We start from the raw sequence: 17,424 nt of genomic DNA, 5'->3' as shown, positions 1-17,424 counted from the left end.
CCCGCCGGTCGGCACCGGCAAGCCAGGCGCTGACCGGCGGGCCCGGGAATTCTGGCAATTGCCTGCGGGGCGTGGCGACGTTGCGCGTTCAGGCCAGCATCGGCGCCATGTCCGGATCGCCTTTCTTCATCGCGCGCCGATAGGCCTCGCGTGCGCCGATACGCTTGAGGTAGGCAAGAATATTCGGATACGGCGCCAGATCGAATGGAAAGAACAGCCGCATCGTGGTCAAGGAAAACACCGCGACGATGTCCGCGGCCGTCAGGTCATCGCCCGCCAGATAGTCCTTCGCGCCCAGGCGCTTTTCCACCAGGCCCAGCCCGTGCTTGCGCCGTGCATCCGCGAACTGCACGGTCGGGTTGTCCGCCGGCACGTTGGCCCGGCTCAGGACCATGCAGCGCATCAGGCTGGGCTGCAGGCTGCCGTTGGCAAAGTGGAACCAGTACAGATAATCCGCAAAATCCGCGTCGCCCGAGGCCGGCGCAAGCGCGCCCTTGCCATGCTTGGCAAGTATGTATTCGACGATGGCGGTGGATTCCGCCAGCACGATGTCGCCGTCGGCGATGATCGGCGCCGTACCCAGCGGGTGCAGGGCCTTGTACTCGGGCGGCGCCAGGCGCGTGACCGGGTCCCGCTTGTAGGTTTTCAGTTCATACGGGATGGCGAGCTCTTCGCACAGCCATACGATGCGCTCGGATTGCGATTTTCCAAGGTGATGGACGATCAGCATGATGGCGGCTCCTTCTGTTGGGTACGCGTGTGCCCTGGTCGAGCTACTCTACCTTTCCTGCGTCCGTGATGCTTTAACTTTTGGTGCCGGCGCCGCAAGGCCTTGCCGGCCCCTTCGTCTACAAGGAGACACCGCATGATTACCGAACAAGACAAGAAGCACCTTGCAAGATGCGTTGCGCTGGCCAGGCAGGCGCTGGACTCGGGCGACCAGCCTTTCGGTTCGGTCCTGGTGTCCGCAGACGGCCGGGTACTGTTTGAAGACCATAACCATGTTTCCAGCGGCGACCGCACGCGGCATCCGGAATTCGAGATCGCCCGCTGGGCCGCGAACAATGTGCCGGAAGCGGAGCGCGCGGCTTGCACCGTCTACACCTCGGGCGAGCATTGCGCCATGTGTTCGGCGGCCCATGGGTGGGTGGGACTGGGCCGGATCGTGTATGCCGCGTCGTCCAGGCAGTACGCGGAATGGATGCGCGGATGGGGAGTCCCGGCGTCCAACGTGCGGTCCTTGTCCATCTCCGAGGTCATAGACGGCGTGGAGGTCGAGGGGCCCGTGCCGGAGTTTGCCGAGCAGGTGCGCTTGCTGCATGAAGAGCGAGTGCGAAGCTTGGGTTAACAAGGCTGCGGCAAGGGGATTAGGGCTTTTCGGAAGCAATCTGTTTTTCGACTAACGAATAGATACACATACTCGAAACACAGCAATTTTTTGAGCATGGTGGTCATGCTAAGTTGGCGCCCGAGCCGTAATCGGGGTCAGGGTCAATCCGGCCCGACCCGGTCGATGAACAAGTGACGGCGCTTCCTTACTCCCCTCTTGATACAGACCATGCAAACCAACGTTGATCGCGGCACCGCCCACGCCTCGGGAATCAAACGCAAGTCCGGCCTTCTGTTCTTCGCGCTGGGCCTGGCCTTTGCCGCCGCCGCACCGGCCATTGCCGCACCGGATCCGGGCGCGGCGATTCTGCCTCCGCGCGCCAATGCGGCAAAGCAAACGCCTGCAACGCCGGCGCCCGCGCCGGCGCAGCAAGCACCGGCACCTGCCGCGGCCAGCACCGCGGGCGCCCTCGCCCCCGTGCAAAAAACCGAAATCAGGAACCAGGCCGCCTACGAACGCCTGCTGAACAATAGCGGCGTTTCCGTGCAATGGCTCTGGTCCGCGCAGCGCGGCCACCTGAAGGCGAACGATGAAAACGATGTGGTGCGCATCGAAGGTACGCAGGCCAACTTCGAGGGCACGCTGAAGATCAAGGGCGAGATCGTCTCCATCGACAGCGACCGCTTCGTGTTCCGCGGCACGATCCTGATCCTGGATGCGCCGGACAAGGGCCGCGTGTGCGACCGTACCGGCGACTTCGAGTTCAAGGCGACGGGCAAGCGCAAGTACTGGCGCCTTCAGCAGATGGAAAGCTGCGGCCGCCTGACCGATTACGTCGATATCTACTACTGATCCGCCAACCCCAATCGCTACTCAGCCCATGCCCCCTACCGCGATCAAATGGCTAGTCTGCGTCGTATTCGGACTGCTTATCGGCAGCGCCAGCTATAGCATCACCAACCCGCTGCTTCTGATCGTGTTCGGGCTGCACCAGCCCGCCGGCGCGCCCTATGTGCCTTCCGATCCGGTCGCGCTGGACAGGATGCACATCGCGGGCGCGGTGCTGTATGCCCTGATAGCCGTGGCGGTCGCCCTGGCGCTATCCCGCATTGCCAATCTGCGCCGCCTGATCGGCTGGGGCTGCGTCGTCCTGGGCATCACGCTGCTGGCGACAATGCTGATCGCCCTGCTGCAAATGGATCCTGGCGTGCATGGCGGCGGCGGCGCCGACGCGCGGGACGCGAATACGGCGCTGTTTTTCTTCCTGCTTATCTTTGGCCTGCCCTATCTGGGCGGCGGCCTGCTGCTGACCATCGGGGGCACGGTGCTGATCCGGAAGAACCGCGACAAACCGGCGGGTTGACCGGATCGCGCCTCCATCCCCCGACTTTTTATCAAACCACCGGCAGCTTCAGCACCTGCTCCGTCGTCAACACATCCCCGAACGTGTCGTCGATGCTTGCCAGCGCCGCCCGGTGCAGGCTGTCGTGTCCCACGACGCTGCCGTCGGCCCGGTCCAGGTCCCGGGTCGCGCAGGCGTCCTCGGCCACGATGACCTCGTAGCCCAAGGGCACGGCGTCGCGCGCCGCGCCGGCCACGCAGGCGTGCGTCATCAGCCCGGTGATCACCAGGGTCTTGACGCCGGCGGCCTTCAGCTGCTTGTCCAGGTCGGTGGTGGGAAAGACGCTGACCGAGGATTTGCGCACCACCGTGTGATGCGGCGCGGGCTGCAAGTCTTCATGAAACTCGCCGGTGGGACTTTGGTCGGCGAAGATCGGACTGCCGGCGGGCGTCACGTGCTGGATGTGAAACACGGGGATCTTGGCCTGGTCCGCGTACGCGATCAGCCGCTGCGCGTTGCCCAGCGCCGCCTTGCCGTCGGGAATCGGCATCTTCCCGCTGAAGTACTCGTTCTGGAAGTCGATCACCAGCAAGGCGGTGCTGGACGCGTCGATGGACGCCGGGGCGGGCGCACCGGCGATGGTGCGGATGGTGGGGTGGCTCATGGTTTGCCCTCTGCAATGTGGAATGACGGCGGCGGCCTGCGATATGCGGGCCGGCTCTACGCTGGCAGCGTTAGAAGCCTCAGTTTCCCGCCGGAACGGCCTGGGCGATAGTGGCCCGATGGACAACAATTGATAGAATCGGGCCAATCTCCATCCAATCGCCGTCTTGACCAAAAGATGCATACCGTCGCCGTCATCGCCTTCGAAGGCATCAGCCCTTTTCACCTGTCCGTCCCCTGCATGGTGTTTGGCGACGACCTGGCCAGGCTGGGCGTGCCGCGCTACCGGCTCTTGATCTGCGGCGAAAGAACCGGGCTGATCCCGACCATGTCGGGCTTCAATATCGAGGTGGAGCATGACCTTTCCGCGCTCGATCAGGCCGACACCATCGTCATGCCGGCATGGCGCGACCCCGATGAGCCCGCGCCGCCTGCCCTGATGCAGGCGTTGCAGGCCGGCCATGAGCGAGGGGCCCGGATTGCCGGGCTGTGCCTGGGGACGTTTGTGCTGGCCGAAGCGGGCTTGCTGGACGGACGCACCGCCGCTACCCACTGGGCATGGAGCGAGGACTTCGTGCGCCGCTACCCCAAGGTCAGGCTGGACCGCAAATCGCTGTACATCGACGATGGCGACATCCTGACGTCGGCGGGCACCGCCGCCGCCATCGATTGCTGCCTGCATCTTCTGCGCTGCGACCACGGCGCGGAAATCGCCAATCGCGTGGCTCGCCGCATGGTCGTGGCGCCACACCGGGATGGGGGACAGGCCCAGTACATCGAGCAGCCGCTGCCTGATCGGCATGGGTCCGACAAGCTCAGCACCGCCCTCGATTGGGCCATGGAAAACCTGCGGCAGCCGCTGACCCTGGACCAGCTGACGGACCGGGCCGGCATGAGCCGCCGGAACTTCACGCGCCGGTTCAAGGCCAAGACCGGCGCCACGGTGTCCCAATGGGTGTTGAACCACCGGCTGGCGGCAGCCCAACGGCTGCTGGAAACCAGCGACAAAGCCGTGGACCTGATTGCCGACAGCGTGGGCTTTGGGTCCCCCGCGTCGTTCCGGCAGCATTTCACCCATACGTTTGCGATTTCGCCTTCGGTTTACCGGCGGCAGTTCAGCGCAAGCATGGACGGCCGCCCGGGATTGATCCAAGGCGACCGCGGCAATGAGGCCTCGGGCGCGGCGACGCGTTAGCGCCTCCGGCCCGGCCGCGCCTTCACCGACGCCCACCTCATTTCTCCGGTATCAGCACCGGCGCATCCTTGTCCTTCAGCAGGAACACCAGGAACTTGGCGGGCTTGGTCTGGCTGGCGTTGCGCCCTATCGTATGCACGTCGCCCGGGCCTTCGTAGAAGACCTGGCCGGGCGTGAGCGTGACGGACTCACCGCCGCGCACGCCCATCACGATCGACCCCTCCAGCACGTAAACGAAGCCGTGTGCGTTGTGGCGGTGCACGGGATCCGCGCCGCCGGGCGGATATTCGACGGTAATGATCAGCACTTCCTTGCCGGGGTAGTCCGCCAGCGCCGTGGCGATCACCGGCGTCACTTCGGGCGGCGGCGGCGTCTGCTGCGCGGCGACGGGCCCGGTCGCCAGCAGCAGCGCCAGCGCTAAGGTTCGGAAATTGGACATGGCTTGCTCCTTGTCGTGACGGCGCGGGGTCCGCCGCCATTGCCTTATCGTTGCGCGGCCGCGCGGCTGAGCCAGTTCTGGAAACGCGTGGGGCCGAGGCGCGCGTTGTCGGCGGTGACCAGCGACCTGTCGTTCAGTTCGCTGCCGAAGTAGCGCGCATGCACGTCGGCGATGACCTCGCGGGGGTCCGCGCGCGAGGCGAGAAACTTGCGGGCCAGTTCGTCCAGCGGGTAGCGGTCGGGGCCGCCCACTTCCACCATGCCGTTCAGCGGCGCGCCGACGGCCAGGTCGGCCAATACGGCCGACACGTCGTCCGACGAGATGGGCTGCACGAGGGCCGGCGACAGGCGGATCTTGTCGCCTTCGGCGCCCGACTTGACGATGCCTTCGACGAATTCGAAGAACTGCGTGGCGCGCAGGATCGTGTACGGGATCTTGGATGCCTTGATCAGGTTTTCCTGGGCGACCTTTGCGCGGAAGTAACCGCTGTCCGGAAGGCGGTCGGTGCCCACGACCGAGAGCGCGACGTGGTGCTCCACGCCAGCCTCGGCCTCCGCGGCCAGCAGATTCCGGCCCGAGGTCTGAAAGAACTCCATGACCGCCTGGTCTTCGAACGAAGGCGAGTTCGACACGTCGACCACCACCTGGGCGCCCTTGAGCGCCTGGGCCAGCCCTTCGCCGGTAATCGTGTTCACGCCGGTGCCGGGCGAGGCCGCCACCGTTTCATGCCCATTCTGGCGCAGCCGGTTCACGACGTTGGAGCCGATCAGCCCGGTGCCGCCTATGACGACTATTTTCATGTCCATCTCCTTGGTTGGGTGGCGATCGCCTGTTGCGGTGATCGATGGATTCAGTATCCGTCTGCGCCAAACCAAAGACTTTGCGGCCGCCTTGGATTTCCCTTGGTTTTCCCTTGGGATTCCGTCCACGGCGGCGGCCCGCCGCCTTGTCACCCCAGGCGCAGTTCCCGCACGCCGCGTCCCAGCCGGCGGCGCAGCAGGGTACGCAAGGTGGCGCCGTCCACGTAGCCGACTTCGGCCGCGATCGCCTCGATGTTGAGATGGCTGGTGCGCAACAGGTGAACCGCCCGCTCGACGCGCAGGTCCTGGAAGTAGGACAGCGGAGACTTGCCCAGCACGGCCTCTATGCGGCGCTGCAAGGTGCGGGTGCTGGTGGCCAGGGCGTCCGCGGCGGCATCCAGCGAGAAGCCCTCGGCCAGCCGGTCCCTGGCCCAGCGCTCGAAACGCTCGACCAGCGGATCCGCGCGCGCCAGATGGTCGGGAATCATGTAGGGCGCCTGCGACGGCCGCGCGTCCACCAGCAGGTAGCGGACGACCACCGACGCCAGCGCGGGACTGGCCTGGTTCAGCAGCCACAAGGCCAGGTCCAGGTGTCCCATCGCGGCGCCAGCCGTCGTGAAGCTGCCCGAAGGCACCATCATCCGCGTACTGTCCAGCCGCACGTCCGGGTAGCGCTGGCGGAACAGCGGCGCGAGCCACCAGGAGGTGGTGGCCTCCTGGCCATCCAGCAGTCCCGATTCCGCCAGCACGAAGGTTCCGATACAGGCGGCCGCGATTTTCACGCCGTCCGCGTGACTCTGCCGCAGCAGCGCCAGGGCATCCTTGACGTCGCGCCGGGCAAGCGCCGGCAGCAGCTGCTCCGGCATCTTGGTGGCGATTGCCGGCACGACCAGCCAGTCGGGAGTGCCCATTGCGCTGACGGGCTTTACCGGGACGCGCATGCCCAAGCCGGTGCGCACCTCGCGGCGCATGCCTATCACGCTGATATCAAACCGGGGGCCCGCGCCGGGCTGCTGGATCTCGGCCAGCTCGTTGGCGGTGGTGAACGCATCCAGGATGGCCGACAGCCCCGTGTCGAAGCAGCCGTCCAGGGCCAGAACCGTTAGTTTCATGGCGGAAATAGCTCCAAAAATGTCATTTACGACAATAGAGCGGGCGCCCGTTCCTGTCTACAGTAGGCCCCAGTACGCAACTGGCGCGAGCCACAGGAATCAGCATGGACCCATCAACACACAGCCTCGACAATCCGATCTGGACGGCGCTTGCCACCAAACAGGCTCACCTGGGGCGGGGCAACGCCCTCGCCTGCCGCTACCAGCCCGACGTGGCGCCGTTCGCCGCGATGGCGTCGGAAACCCCGGAAGCCTGGCTCGCGCTGGGCCGGCTCCTGTCGCCCGGCCATCAGGTCGCGCTGCTGTCCCGCGATCCGGTCAAGCCCCCGGAATCACTGCGCGCCCAACCGGTAGGCGTGATCCACCAGATGGTCGCCACCCGCCGCGACAGCGGCGGCGCGGACGACCCCGGCATCATGGCGCTGAGCCCCACCGATGCGAAAGACATGCTTCTGCTCGCGCAAAAGACCAAGCCCGGCCCGTTCTGCGCGCGCACGCATGAAATGGGCAACTACATCGGCATGCGCGTGCAGGGCCGCCTGATCGCGATGGCGGGCGAACGGATGCATCCGGCCGGACACGTCGAAATCAGCGCGGTCTGTGTGGACGACGACTGGCGCGGCAAAGGCCTTGCCGGCCGCCTGGTGCAGCGGCTGCAACGGGATATCTGGCAACGGGGGGAATCGCCATTCCTGCATGTGCTCAGCGACAACCGCAATGCCATCGCGCTGTATGAACGCCTGGGATTCGCGTTGCGGCAGACGTTTTCCCTTAGCTTGATCGGACTCGCGGAACCGGCCGCGAACCCCGCGTAGCGGATTGCCGGGACGCATGCGCGGCGATGTCTTGGCCGCCGCGCTTACGCAGCCGGCTTCGCCGCGTCCCAGAGCTTCATGACCTGGGTGATTGCCGCATCAAAGTTCGGGTAGCGGAGGCCATCCCGCGCCAGCGTGGACAGCCCCACCAGGAAGCTGTCGAAAACGGTCGCCAGGGATCGCGCGTCCGTATCCGGGCCGAGTTCGCCGCCTGCGATGCCGCGCTCGACGCAGCGCAGGAACCCCGCGCGGGTGCGCTGGCGTGATTCCGCCAGGGGCTTGGCGACCGCCGCGTGCTCGGGCGTGGGCGCGCTCATGACGCCCAGGGCCACCATGCAGCCCTTGGGATGCCCCCGTTCGCATTGCATTCTTGCCGACCGGCGTAGCGATATTTCGATGGCCTCTCTTGGAGGCACGGCATCGTCCCAGAGGCTGTCGTTCACGCGCGCGTACGTGTCCAGGTAACGCTGGACGGCTTCTCCGTACAAGGCCTCTTTGGATCCGAAAGCCGCATAAAAGCTGGGCGCGGAGATGCCCCCGCCCATGCTCGCCTTGAGCTGGGCAAGCGAAGTCGATTCGTAGCCCTGCTCCCAGAAAAGATGCATCGCCTGGTCGACCGCCTGCTGACGATCAAACGCGCGCGGCCTGCCCATCTGCGCCATCCCGGCCTCCCTAAGATCATGACTTAAATACTACTCGATACATAAGTCGTTGACAACGCCACGCCGGCGCGCCTACATTTATACCAATCGGTACATAACTAAGGCACCGATCCGCACGTAGCGTCGGCGCGGCTGCCACCCGTCTCGATCCGAATTCATCTTCATAAGGACCATTGTGTGAATCACTCTTCCATTCAAACCGGGCGGCCGGAATCCGACCGTCTCCCCATCGCGGGGCTGCTGGCGCTCGCCATGACCGGCTTCATCTGCATCGTGACCGAAACGCTGCCCGCGGGCCTGCTGCCGCAGATCAGCAATGGCCTCGATGTCAGCCAGGCGCTGGCCGGGCAGATGGTCACGGCCTATGCGCTGGGCTCTTTGCTGGCCGCAATACCGCTGACGATCGCCACTCGCGGCTGGCGTCGCCGCAACGTGCTGCTGCTGACCATTGTGGGATTCCTGGTCTTCAATTCCGCAACGGCCCTCTCTACAAACTACTGGCTGACCCTGGCGGCCCGGTTCTTCGCCGGGGTCGCCGCGGGACTGGCCTGGAGCCTTCTGGCGGGCTATGCACGGCGCATGGTCGCCCCTTATCAGCAGGGACGCGCGCTGGCGCTGGCGATGGTGGGCACCCCGATCGCGTTGTCGCTGGGCGTTCCCTTGGGCACCTTGCTGGGGTCGACGGTAGGCTGGCGCATGGCGTTCTGGATCATGTCCGCCTTGACGCTGGTGTTGATCGCCTGGGTGCTGGCCAAGGTGCCGGACTATCCCGGGCAGTCCGCCCACGAACGGATGCCGCTGCGCAAGGTCTTCACGACGCCAGGGGTGCGCGCGGTGCTGGGCGTCGTGGTCGCCTGGATGCTTGCCCACAACATCCTCTACACCTACATCGCCCCCTTCGTGGCGCCTGCCGGGCTGGGCGGGCGGGTCGATCTGGTCCTGCTCATATTTGGCGCGGCCGCGCTCGCCGGCATATGGATCACGGGAAAGCTGGTTGACCGGCACCTGCGCGCCAGCGTACTGGCGAGCCTTGCCGCCTTTGCGCTTACCGCCTTCGTGTTCGGCGTGGCGCCGGCCAATCCTGCGGTGATCTACCTGGGCATGGCCGTCTGGGGCGTGAGCTTTGGCGGCGCGGCGACGTTGCTCCAAACCGCACTGGCCGACGCGGCGGGCAAAGGCGCCGACGTGGCGCTGTCGATGAATGTGGTGGCGTGGAATGGAGCCATCGCCGCCGCCGGCGTGGTGGGCGGCATGCTGCTCGAGACATGGGGCGCCGGCGCCTTCCCTTGGGCGCTGGTGATTCTGGCGACGATCGCGTTTTGTATCGTCTCGGCATCGCATTCGCATGCGTTCCGGCCCGGATTACGCAGCGCGGGCGCCGTGGTCGTCAGCCACTAGGCGGATTCGCGATTGCAGTTTGAAATATTTTGGGGCTTTTAGTCCAAATCCCCGCCTGGAGGACGCCGGTACAATTCCCGGCGCTCCTCCCTTTATTTCTTTCCCGGCCGTCACACCCCATGTCCAACCTCATCGTCCACGGTGGCACGCCCTTGCGCGGCCGCGTCATCCCCTCGGCCAACAAGAACGCGGTGCTGCCCATCCTGTGCGCCACGCTGCTGACCGACCAGCCGCTGCGGTTGCATGGCGTGCCGGACATCACGGATGTCCGCAAGATCCTGGACATCTTCCGCACGCTGGGCAGCGAGGTCCGGCTGGACGACGCGACCCGCACGCTGGAACTGCACCATCGCGACACCGCGTTCGACGCGGCCACGCACAGGCTCCCCGAGGAAATGCGCTCGTCTATCATGCTGGTGCCGCCGCTGCTGGCCCGCTTTGGCGTGGCGCGGCTGGAAGACAACGTCAAGGGCTGCACGCTGGGCGTGCGCGAGATCGATCCGCACGTGGACATCTTCCGTTCGTTCGGCGGCGAAGTGGAGCGCACCAGCGGGTCCTTGCTGGTGCGCGCGACCGGCCCGCTCAAGCCCACCCATCATTGGCTCGACTACGCGTCGGTGACCACGACCGAGAATTTCGTGCTGTGCGCGGCTGCGGCGCAAGGCGAGTCCACGCTGACGAACGCGGCCTCCGAGCCGCACGTGCAGGAATTCTGCCGCTTCATGGCCATGATGGGCGCCGACATCGACGGCATCGGCACGTCGCGCCTGACGGTGCGCGGCGGCGGGCGCCTGGGCGGCGGCGAGTTCACCTTCGAGGAAGACTTCCACGAGATCACGACTTTCCTGGCGCTGGGCGCGATCACGGGCGGCGACGTGGTGGTGCGCAACAGCACGCCGGGCAATTTCCCGCTGATCGACCGCACTTTCGCCAAATTCGGCGTGCAGATCGTGCACCAGGACGGCTGGTCGCGCGCGTTGCGCTCGGGTCCGCTGAAGGTGCAGACGCCCTTCACCAGCAACGTGCTGACCAAGGTCGAGGCGGCGCCGTGGCCGTACTTCCCGGTGGACCTGCTGCCCATCTTCATTGCGCTGGGCGTGTGCGCCGAGGGCAATGCGATGTTCTGGAACAAGGTCTACGACGGCGCGCTGGGCTGGACGGGCGAACTGTCCAAGTTCGGCGCCCATGTGTTCTCGTCGGACCCGCACCGGGTGGTGACCTTTGGCGGCAATCCGCTGACGCCGGCGGTGGTTGAAAGCCCCTACATCATCCGGGTGGCGATCGCCCTGTTCATGGTGGCCAGCAGCATCAAGGGCCGTTCGGAGATCCGCAACGCCACGCCGATCCGCCGCGCCCATCCGCGCTTCGTCGAGAACCTGCGCAGCCTGGGCGTGCAGGTCGAATGGGCCAACGAGGAATAGGGCTTCCACCATCCAGGGATGCAGTATCCTTGGCAGCCGGACAAGGACTTTGCCGGCCGCCATGGCCGCGCACCCGGCGCACATGCGCGAGAGGGGAGCCCGGATGCTATTGGTGTTTGACGATTGCGTGCTGGACCTGGAGCGGCGGGAGCTTGCCCGCGCTTCCCAGGTCGTTGCCACCGCCCCCCAGGTTTTCGACCTGCTGGTCTACCTGGCGGAAAACCGCGAGCGCGTGGTCAGCCGGGACGACCTGATCGGCGCGGTCTGGGGCGGACGGATCATCTCCGAATCCACCCTGGCCAGCCACATCAACGCGGTGCGCAAGGCCGTCGGCGACAACGGCAACGAACAGCGCGTCATACGGACCGTGGCCCGCAAGGGGTTCCGGTTCATCGCCGATATCACCTCCCCTGCCCGGGAAACCATGGGCCTGCCCGGCGCCGGACCGGCCCCTCTGCCTGAACCTGCTACGGCCGCCCCCGCCCTGCCGGCCAAGCCGTCGATTGCCGTCCTGCCCTTTGTGAACCTCAGCGCCGACCCGGAGCAGGACTACCTGGCGGACGGCGTGGTGGAAGACATCATCGCCGCGCTGTCGCAAAACCGCTGGCTGTTCGTCGTGGCGCGCAATTCCAGCTTTACCTACAAGTCCCGCGTGGTGGACGTAAAGCAGGTCGGCCGCGAGCTGGGCGTGCGATATGTGCTGGAAGGCAGCTGGCGCACGGCCAAAGGCGGCCCGGCGGCACACCACCGCGTGCGCATCACCGGCCAGCTCATCGACGCGACCACCGGCGCGCACCATTGGGCCGGCCGTTTCGAAGGCGTGCTGGACGACATATTCGAGCTTCAGGACCAGGTGACCCAGAGCGTGGTCGGCGCGATCGCGCCGCAACTCGAGCGCGCGGAGATCGAACGCGCGATCCGCAAGCCCACCGGCAGCCTGGACGCCTACGATTACTACCTGCGCGGCATGGCCAAGCTGCATCAAGGAACGCGGGAGACCATCGACCAGGCCCTGCCGCTCTTTCACCAGGCCATCCAGTCCGACCCGAACTTTGCTCCGGCCCATGCCATGGCGGCGTGGTGCCATTGCTGGCGCAAGGTGAACGGCTGGATGAGCGACCGTCCGCGCGAGATGGCGGAAGGCGCCAGCCTCGCCCGCCGCGCCATCGAACTGGACAAGAGCGATGCGGTCGCGCTTACCCGGGCCGGCCATGCGCTGAGCCACCTTACCGGTGACCTCCCCGCCGGCATCGCCTTGCTGGACAAGGCGCTGGTGCTTAATCCCAATCTGGCGGCGGCGTGGTTCCTGGGCGCGTTTCTCAAGCTCTGGCATGGCGAGACCGACGAAGCCATCGAGCACTTCGCGCACGGCATGCGCCTGAGCCCCCTGGACCCGGAGCTGTACCGGATGCAGGCCGGCATGGCGACCGCCCACCTGTTCATGGGACGCTACGACGCCGCGATCACGTGGTCGGAAAAGGCGCTGCGCGATCTGCCGAGCTTCCTGATGGCGGTCGCCATCGTCGCGGCCAGCCACGCACTTGCGGGGCGAACGGACGAAGCACGGCGCGCAATGACGCATTTGCGCGAGCTGGACCCGGCCCTGCGGGTTTCGAACATCACGGACTGGCTGCCCATCCACCGCCCGGACAATCTGGCGACCCTGGCCGGCGGCCTCAGGCAGGCGGGGCTGCCGGAATAGCGCCTTGCGCAGGCCTCTTGAAGCAGAGGACCTTGCTCACCAGCTTCTGCACGTCTTCGCCGAGCTGGTTCGACGTGATGCTCTCCAGCACAACGATCCCGCGATCCGGTTTGGAACGCGACGGGGTAATGCTGACGATCGTGCTGGTCACCTGCAACGCGTCGCCCGGCCGGGTGGGCCGCGTCCAGCTGATCTCGACGCCGGCGCCGATGACTCCGCCCGCCAGGGGCACGCTCTGAACCAGCAGGCGCATGGTGATCGCCGCGGTATGCCATCCGCTGGCGGCCAGCCCCTGAAAGAACGAGTCCTTCGCCGCTTCGGCGTCCAGATGGAAAGGCTGGGGATCGAACTGCTCGGCGAACCGGATCACCTGCTCCGCGTCCAGCGGGTATGGCTCGCTGATGAACACGTCTCCGACCGCGAGGTCTTCATAGAAGAGCGGCTGCGGGCTTTGCGTTGATGCCATGCTGATATCTCCTGCGGGCCCCGTTTCGAACGAGTGATTGGCCGGTTTTTGATTTTAGATTAATGCCTGGCCCGAACCGCCACTTCTGACGCCTTCCTGAATGTTATTGTGATGCGTCTGTTCAGACCCGCGCCCTGGCCGCGCGGGTCGGATCGTCATACACAAGGAGCTTCAATGAAGCCGATCTCGTCCCTGTTGCTGGGCGCCGCCGCGCTGACGCTGACTGTTGGCGCCGCCGCCGCGCCGGTGACCTATGACCTGGATCCCTCGCATACCTACCCCAGCTTCGAAGCCGATCACTTCGGCGGCCTGTCGACCTGGCGGGGCAAGTTCAACAAGTCCAGCGGCGTGGTCGTGCTGGACCGCGAGGCGCGCACCGGCACGGTGGAGGTCACTGTCGACATCAATTCGGTGGACTTTGGCCACGACGAGATGAACCAGCACGCCGTCGCCCCGGACATCTTCGACGCGGCCAAGTACCCCACCGCCACGTTCAAGGGCAAGTTCACCAAGTTCGACGGGGACCGCCCCGAAGAAGCGACGGGCGACCTGACCCTGCGCGGCGTCACGCGCCAGGTCAAGCTGGATATCGACGATTTCAAGTGCATCGACCACCCCATGCTGAAGCGCGAGGTATGCGGCGCGGACGTGTCCACGAAGTTCAACCGCAAGGACTTTGGATTGACCTTCGGCCTGGACATGGGCTTCAAGCCCGAGGTGGAACTGGAGATCCAGGTCGAGGCCGCGCGGCGCCCCTGACCCGGACCGGCATGGCGGCGGATCGGGATTGCGCAGAACTAGGCCGCGAATTCCACCACCGCCCCTCCGCTTCCGTATAGCGGGGCGTACTCGAGCACCCTGGCGCGCGGGAGCCTGCCCCGCAGGGCCCCCAGCACCCAGTAGAAATGCTTGAATCCCATGTCCGCCCGCGCCTCGCGCGCGTAGTGCGGAAGCTGCTCGCGCAGCCCTGCCACATCCCCAGCCTCCATCAGCCCCAGGATCCGCTGGTTCCAGTCGTCGTCGGCCTGGCTGATGATGCGGTCGCGATCCGGCTCCACGGGCTCTCGGAACATGGAATTCGACAGGCTTCCGATGCCCAGCACGGCCACGCGCTTTCCCAACCGGCCCGCGCACTCGGCGGCCAGCCGGCCCAGCGCCTCGGTCTGGCCGCCGTCGTGATAGAGATTGTTCGCGGCGATCACCGCCGGCAGGGACTGGCCGCCAAAGCCCATCATGGTGCTGGCCGCGATGGTGCCGGTGTCTATCGGAAAGCCGTCGTAATCCACGCCACGCGCGCGCACGCCCGCGGGTCCGCAGGCCTGCACGCAAGCCTGCGCCAAGGGCACATCGCCGGCGATGTCGAACGGCAGTTCTCCGAATTCGTGCCAGTTCTCGTCCACATGCAGACCGGTGCTGCGCGCGCGGGTGATCCAGAGCTGGTCCAGCACGGCCATCCATTGCGTGGAATAGACCAGCACGCAGTCGGGACGCGAGGCCGCCAGCGCCGCACCGGCGGCGCGCATGGCGGCCGCAAGCCGGCCCCAGGGAGCGATGTCGGGGCGCAGTTGCGGCAAGGGGCTGCCCGGCACGAGGAATGCGGATACGACGGTCATGGTGTTGTCTCCGGGACACGGGGCGCGTCCGGCGCGCCCTCTTGGCTACGCGCGCGTTCAGGCGCGGACGGGTTGGGCAATGCGGGACAAGCCGGCGTCTTGCAGATTCCATTCCATGATGGCGTTGCCGGTGCCAATGACGGAGCCATAGCCGTAGAAGCGGCCCGGCAGTTCGGGATAGTCCATCGCCGCGTGCATCCAGGTGAAGGCGCCGGACTTGACCTCGGCGAAGGCCTCGTCGATGAATTGGGGCAGCAGTTCGAAGGTCTCGCGCATCCTGCCCTGGCGCATCAGCCCGATCATGCGGATGTCCCATTTGTAGCCGTCGTAGCGCTCGGGGTGTTCCTTGGACATGTCCTCGGGAATCTCCGGCTCTTCATGGAAGTGCCAATGCGACAGCGTATTGCTGGCCAGCAGCACCGCGCGCCGCCCGGTCTTGCGGATGGCCTCGCGCGTAGCCCGCCCCAGCAGGTCCATTTCGTCCAGGCCCTCTTTGGTGTCCAGGTAGTACGGCGTGTTGTTGGCGGAAATGCCCACTACCGGTATGTCCCATTGCGGACGCACCATGTGCAGCGTGGTGATGGTGCCGTAATCCACCCGGAAGCGCGGATTGCGCATCATCTTCGTGACCAGGCCAGCGCGCCGGCCTTCCTCGCAGCAGGCCTCGGCCAGCTCCACGTCGACGTCCAGCGAGAAGTCGTAGCGGAACAGGTTGGGGAAGATGGGATCGACGGATTTGCCCGTCAGTTCGGGCACGCCCAGGAAGTGATGGCCGACCTGGGTAATCCAGTGCGGGGAATGCACCAGCAGCACGTCGGGCTTGAGCCTTTCGATGCTGTCGCGCGCATGTTCGTAGGCCCAGCGCAGCGTTTCCCAGCCGCCCTGCGAACGGGGTTCGTTCTGAGGCGGGTTTTCGCCGTAGACCAGGTGAGGAGGATGCGGGGCCAGGAAGCCCGAAAGGATTTCGCCGTCTTTCATGGTGTCTCCGTGGTGGCCAACGGGTCTTGCCATTCGACCTCTGGCCGGACTGACGCGTGATGATCCAGGAACCGCCGCGGGGCGGCATTAACTACGTATACGTACTAATAACCCAAAAAACGGGCGGATGCGTCTAGGGACAATCCCTGTAGGATGCATCCGCCCTGTCGCGTCTTCCCGGTTTATTCGGAGCCGCCCTGCCCGCGTTGCGCCTGCGCCAGGAAGTCCAGCATGGCGCGATAGGACCCCTCGTTGCCACGGGCGTTCGCCGACGGCGTGCCGCCCGCGTCCAGCAGCAGTCCCGACATCGCATGCGGTTTGTTGATCAAGGTGGCGGGCAGATGGGGATAGTGGACATGGTGGCCCGCCCCGGCGCATACATAGTGGAACGACGGCAGCGCGTGCGCCTGGCGCTGGCGCACCACCATTTCCGAGTACGCCGTGCTGGGCCAGAAGCCGTCGTCCGACGCGCTGATCAGCATCACCGGCCCGGGGTAGTTCTCGACTGGAATGCGCGCGCGCTCGACCGCGGCGGCATCGCGTGTCGCGCTCAGGAAGGCCAGGGTCTGGCGATAAGGCGGCTCGGACGCATACGCCGCTTCCCAGTCGGCCGTGGCGTTGTCCTGCCACAAGTGCGGCAGGGGCTCGCCGTGCTTGGTCCATACCTGGGCGTCGCGTCCCGTGCCGGGCTCGCCGGCACTGACCACTCCGTGCATCACGGGCGACGGCACATAGGCCACGACGGCGCTCACCAGTTCCGGATAGTGCGAGGCCGCCAGCAGCGAGGTCTCGCCTCCCCGGCTGATGCCCGACACGGCCACGAAGCCGTCCCGCGGTTGCAAGGACTTGCGCACCCACTTCAACGCCGCTTCGAAGTATTCCAGCGGCATGTCGTTCAAATACTTGGGGCGTCCGTCGTAGTTGAAGATCGCCAGCGCCAGGCACTGGTAGCCGCGGGCGGCGAACAAGGCGGCGCGCGGCGCGTTCACGCCGCCCGAAGAACCGTTCATGTAGATGACGACGGGATGCGGGCCCGGCCCGGCGGGAACATAGAGCTCGCCCGACAGGGTCATGCCGCCCAGGTCTTCGCGCACGGAACGGTGAGTGACGCCTTCGGCCATGAAGTCCTGGATCAGCGTGGCCTCGGCCGAGAGCGCGCCGCTGGTGGCGCGGATGTGCACGGTCAGCGTGTCGGTCCTGTCGGGCGGGAACACCACGCGGTCCATGTCCTGGCACACCATGGACCACACGATGCCCATCGCGGCCGGCTCGGCATAGGCGCCGGATACCGGGCAGTCCCGGCTCAGGTCCAGGCGGCCGTCGTGGCCCGCCACGAACACGGTTTCGGAACGCCAGGCCGCGCCGCACATCTGCATGCTGGCCGTGACGGTGATGAAGGCGTAGGCCGGGAAACCTTCGATGCGGATATCGCGCTCGACATCGATCAGGGCGCGTTCGGGCGCAACAGAGATACGGGGCTGTGTCACG

19 protein-coding genes are annotated in these 17,424 nt (G+C 66.1%); 9 read left to right on the top strand and 10 right to left on the bottom strand.

From position 1 onward, the window contains the following. Positions 1-88: 88 nt before the first annotated feature. On the bottom strand, positions 89-730 hold the full coding sequence (locus tag HLG70_RS04385; RefSeq protein WP_171663779.1) for a glutathione S-transferase family protein: 642 nt from the start codon (positions 728-730) through the stop codon (positions 89-91). A gap of 135 nt (positions 731-865) precedes the next feature. Here HLG70_RS04385 and HLG70_RS04380 point away from each other — a divergent pair, with 135 nt between their 5' ends. From HLG70_RS04380 to HLG70_RS04370, 3 genes are all read left to right on the top strand, one after another. Further along, on the top strand, positions 866-1,348 hold the full coding sequence (locus HLG70_RS04380; protein ID WP_171663780.1) for a nucleoside deaminase: 483 nt from the start codon (positions 866-868) through the stop codon (positions 1,346-1,348). A gap of 210 nt (positions 1,349-1,558) precedes the next feature. Beyond that, positions 1,559-2,182: a hypothetical protein gene (locus HLG70_RS04375; RefSeq protein WP_171663781.1), complete on the top strand. Its 624-nt coding sequence runs from the start codon at positions 1,559-1,561 to the stop codon at positions 2,180-2,182. A 28-nt stretch (positions 2,183-2,210) separates the two neighbouring features. Then, positions 2,211-2,693, top strand: a complete 483-nt coding sequence (locus HLG70_RS04370) for a hypothetical protein (RefSeq protein ID WP_171663782.1) — start codon at positions 2,211-2,213, stop codon at positions 2,691-2,693. A gap of 31 nt (positions 2,694-2,724) precedes the next feature. Here the strand turns inward: HLG70_RS04370 and HLG70_RS04365 are convergent, their stop codons facing one another. Next, on the bottom strand, positions 2,725-3,336 hold the full coding sequence (locus HLG70_RS04365) for a cysteine hydrolase family protein (RefSeq protein ID WP_171663783.1): 612 nt from the start codon (positions 3,334-3,336) through the stop codon (positions 2,725-2,727). 177 nt (positions 3,337-3,513) lie between these two features. Between HLG70_RS04365 and HLG70_RS04360 the strand changes: the two genes are divergently transcribed. After that, the gene (locus tag HLG70_RS04360) at positions 3,514-4,530 is read left to right on the top strand and encodes a GlxA family transcriptional regulator (protein WP_171663784.1); all 1,017 of its coding nucleotides are present in this window, start codon (positions 3,514-3,516) and stop codon (positions 4,528-4,530) included. 37 nt (positions 4,531-4,567) lie between these two features. Here the strand turns inward: HLG70_RS04360 and HLG70_RS04355 are convergent, their stop codons facing one another. The 3 genes from HLG70_RS04355 to HLG70_RS04345 all read right to left on the bottom strand — a co-directional run bounded on the left by HLG70_RS04355 (position 4,568) and on the right by HLG70_RS04345 (position 6,881). Next, positions 4,568-4,969, bottom strand: a complete 402-nt coding sequence (locus HLG70_RS04355) for a cupin domain-containing protein (RefSeq protein WP_171663785.1) — start codon at positions 4,967-4,969, stop codon at positions 4,568-4,570. 44 nt (positions 4,970-5,013) lie between these two features. Further along, positions 5,014-5,769: an SDR family oxidoreductase gene (locus HLG70_RS04350; RefSeq protein WP_171663786.1), complete on the bottom strand. Its 756-nt coding sequence runs from the start codon at positions 5,767-5,769 to the stop codon at positions 5,014-5,016. Between the two features lie 149 nt (positions 5,770-5,918). Continuing rightward, positions 5,919-6,881, bottom strand: a complete 963-nt coding sequence (locus tag HLG70_RS04345) for a GlxA family transcriptional regulator (protein ID WP_171663787.1) — start codon at positions 6,879-6,881, stop codon at positions 5,919-5,921. 104 nt (positions 6,882-6,985) lie between these two features. Here HLG70_RS04345 and HLG70_RS04340 point away from each other — a divergent pair, with 104 nt between their 5' ends. Then, entirely contained in the window at positions 6,986-7,696 is a 711-nt protein-coding gene (locus HLG70_RS04340) for a GNAT family N-acetyltransferase (RefSeq protein ID WP_171663788.1), read from the top strand. A 44-nt stretch (positions 7,697-7,740) separates the two neighbouring features. Here HLG70_RS04340 and HLG70_RS04335 read toward each other — a convergent pair whose 3' ends face one another. After that, positions 7,741-8,349 (bottom strand): TetR/AcrR family transcriptional regulator, encoded by a 609-nt coding sequence (locus tag HLG70_RS04335; protein ID WP_326491139.1) that lies wholly within the window; start codon positions 8,347-8,349, stop codon positions 7,741-7,743. 261 nt (positions 8,350-8,610) lie between these two features. Here HLG70_RS04335 and HLG70_RS04330 point away from each other — a divergent pair, with 261 nt between their 5' ends. The 3 genes from HLG70_RS04330 (at position 8,611) to HLG70_RS04320 (ending at position 12,879) form a co-directional block, all read left to right on the top strand. Further along, a complete protein-coding gene (locus tag HLG70_RS04330) occupies positions 8,611-9,756 on the top strand; it encodes an MFS transporter (protein ID WP_171663985.1) in 1,146 nt (381 codons plus the stop codon). A gap of 119 nt (positions 9,757-9,875) precedes the next feature. Then, positions 9,876-11,177, top strand: a complete 1,302-nt coding sequence (locus HLG70_RS04325; protein WP_171663790.1) for a UDP-N-acetylglucosamine 1-carboxyvinyltransferase — start codon at positions 9,876-9,878, stop codon at positions 11,175-11,177. 103 nt (positions 11,178-11,280) lie between these two features. Further along, entirely contained in the window at positions 11,281-12,879 is a 1,599-nt protein-coding gene (locus HLG70_RS04320; RefSeq protein WP_171663791.1) for a winged helix-turn-helix domain-containing tetratricopeptide repeat protein, read from the top strand. Here the strand turns inward: HLG70_RS04320 and HLG70_RS04315 are convergent. Beyond that, positions 12,854-13,345: a MaoC family dehydratase gene (locus HLG70_RS04315; protein WP_171663792.1), complete on the bottom strand. Its 492-nt coding sequence runs from the start codon at positions 13,343-13,345 to the stop codon at positions 12,854-12,856. The genes HLG70_RS04320 and HLG70_RS04315 overlap by 26 nt on opposite strands. 174 nt (positions 13,346-13,519) lie before the next feature. Between HLG70_RS04315 and HLG70_RS04310 the strand changes: the two genes are divergently transcribed. Then, positions 13,520-14,104 (top strand): YceI family protein, encoded by a 585-nt coding sequence (locus tag HLG70_RS04310; RefSeq protein WP_171663793.1) that lies wholly within the window; start codon positions 13,520-13,522, stop codon positions 14,102-14,104. Positions 14,105-14,142: 38 nt separating this feature from the next. Here HLG70_RS04310 and HLG70_RS04305 read toward each other — a convergent pair whose 3' ends face one another. From HLG70_RS04305 to HLG70_RS04295, 3 genes are all read right to left on the bottom strand, one after another. Further along, a complete protein-coding gene (locus HLG70_RS04305; RefSeq protein ID WP_171663794.1) occupies positions 14,143-14,958 on the bottom strand; it encodes a tRNA U-34 5-methylaminomethyl-2-thiouridine biosynthesis protein in 816 nt (271 codons plus the stop codon). 57 nt (positions 14,959-15,015) lie between these two features. Further along, positions 15,016-15,936, bottom strand: coding sequence for a 2-aminophenol 1,6-dioxygenase subunit beta (gene cnbCb, locus HLG70_RS04300; protein ID WP_171663795.1), 921 nt, complete (start codon positions 15,934-15,936; stop codon positions 15,016-15,018). 182 nt (positions 15,937-16,118) lie between these two features. After that, positions 16,119-17,423 (bottom strand): acyl-CoA thioesterase/bile acid-CoA:amino acid N-acyltransferase family protein, encoded by a 1,305-nt coding sequence (locus HLG70_RS04295; protein WP_171663796.1) that lies wholly within the window; start codon positions 17,421-17,423, stop codon positions 16,119-16,121. Position 17,424 lies beyond the last annotated feature (1 nt).

Origin of the sequence: Achromobacter deleyi (assembly GCF_013116765.2) — a bacterium.
In the GTDB taxonomy this organism is placed as follows: domain Bacteria; phylum Pseudomonadota; class Gammaproteobacteria; order Burkholderiales; family Burkholderiaceae_B; genus Achromobacter; species Achromobacter deleyi_A.
Note: the sequence above shows the minus strand (reverse complement) of the source record. Positions and strands in the feature narration are given on the sequence as shown.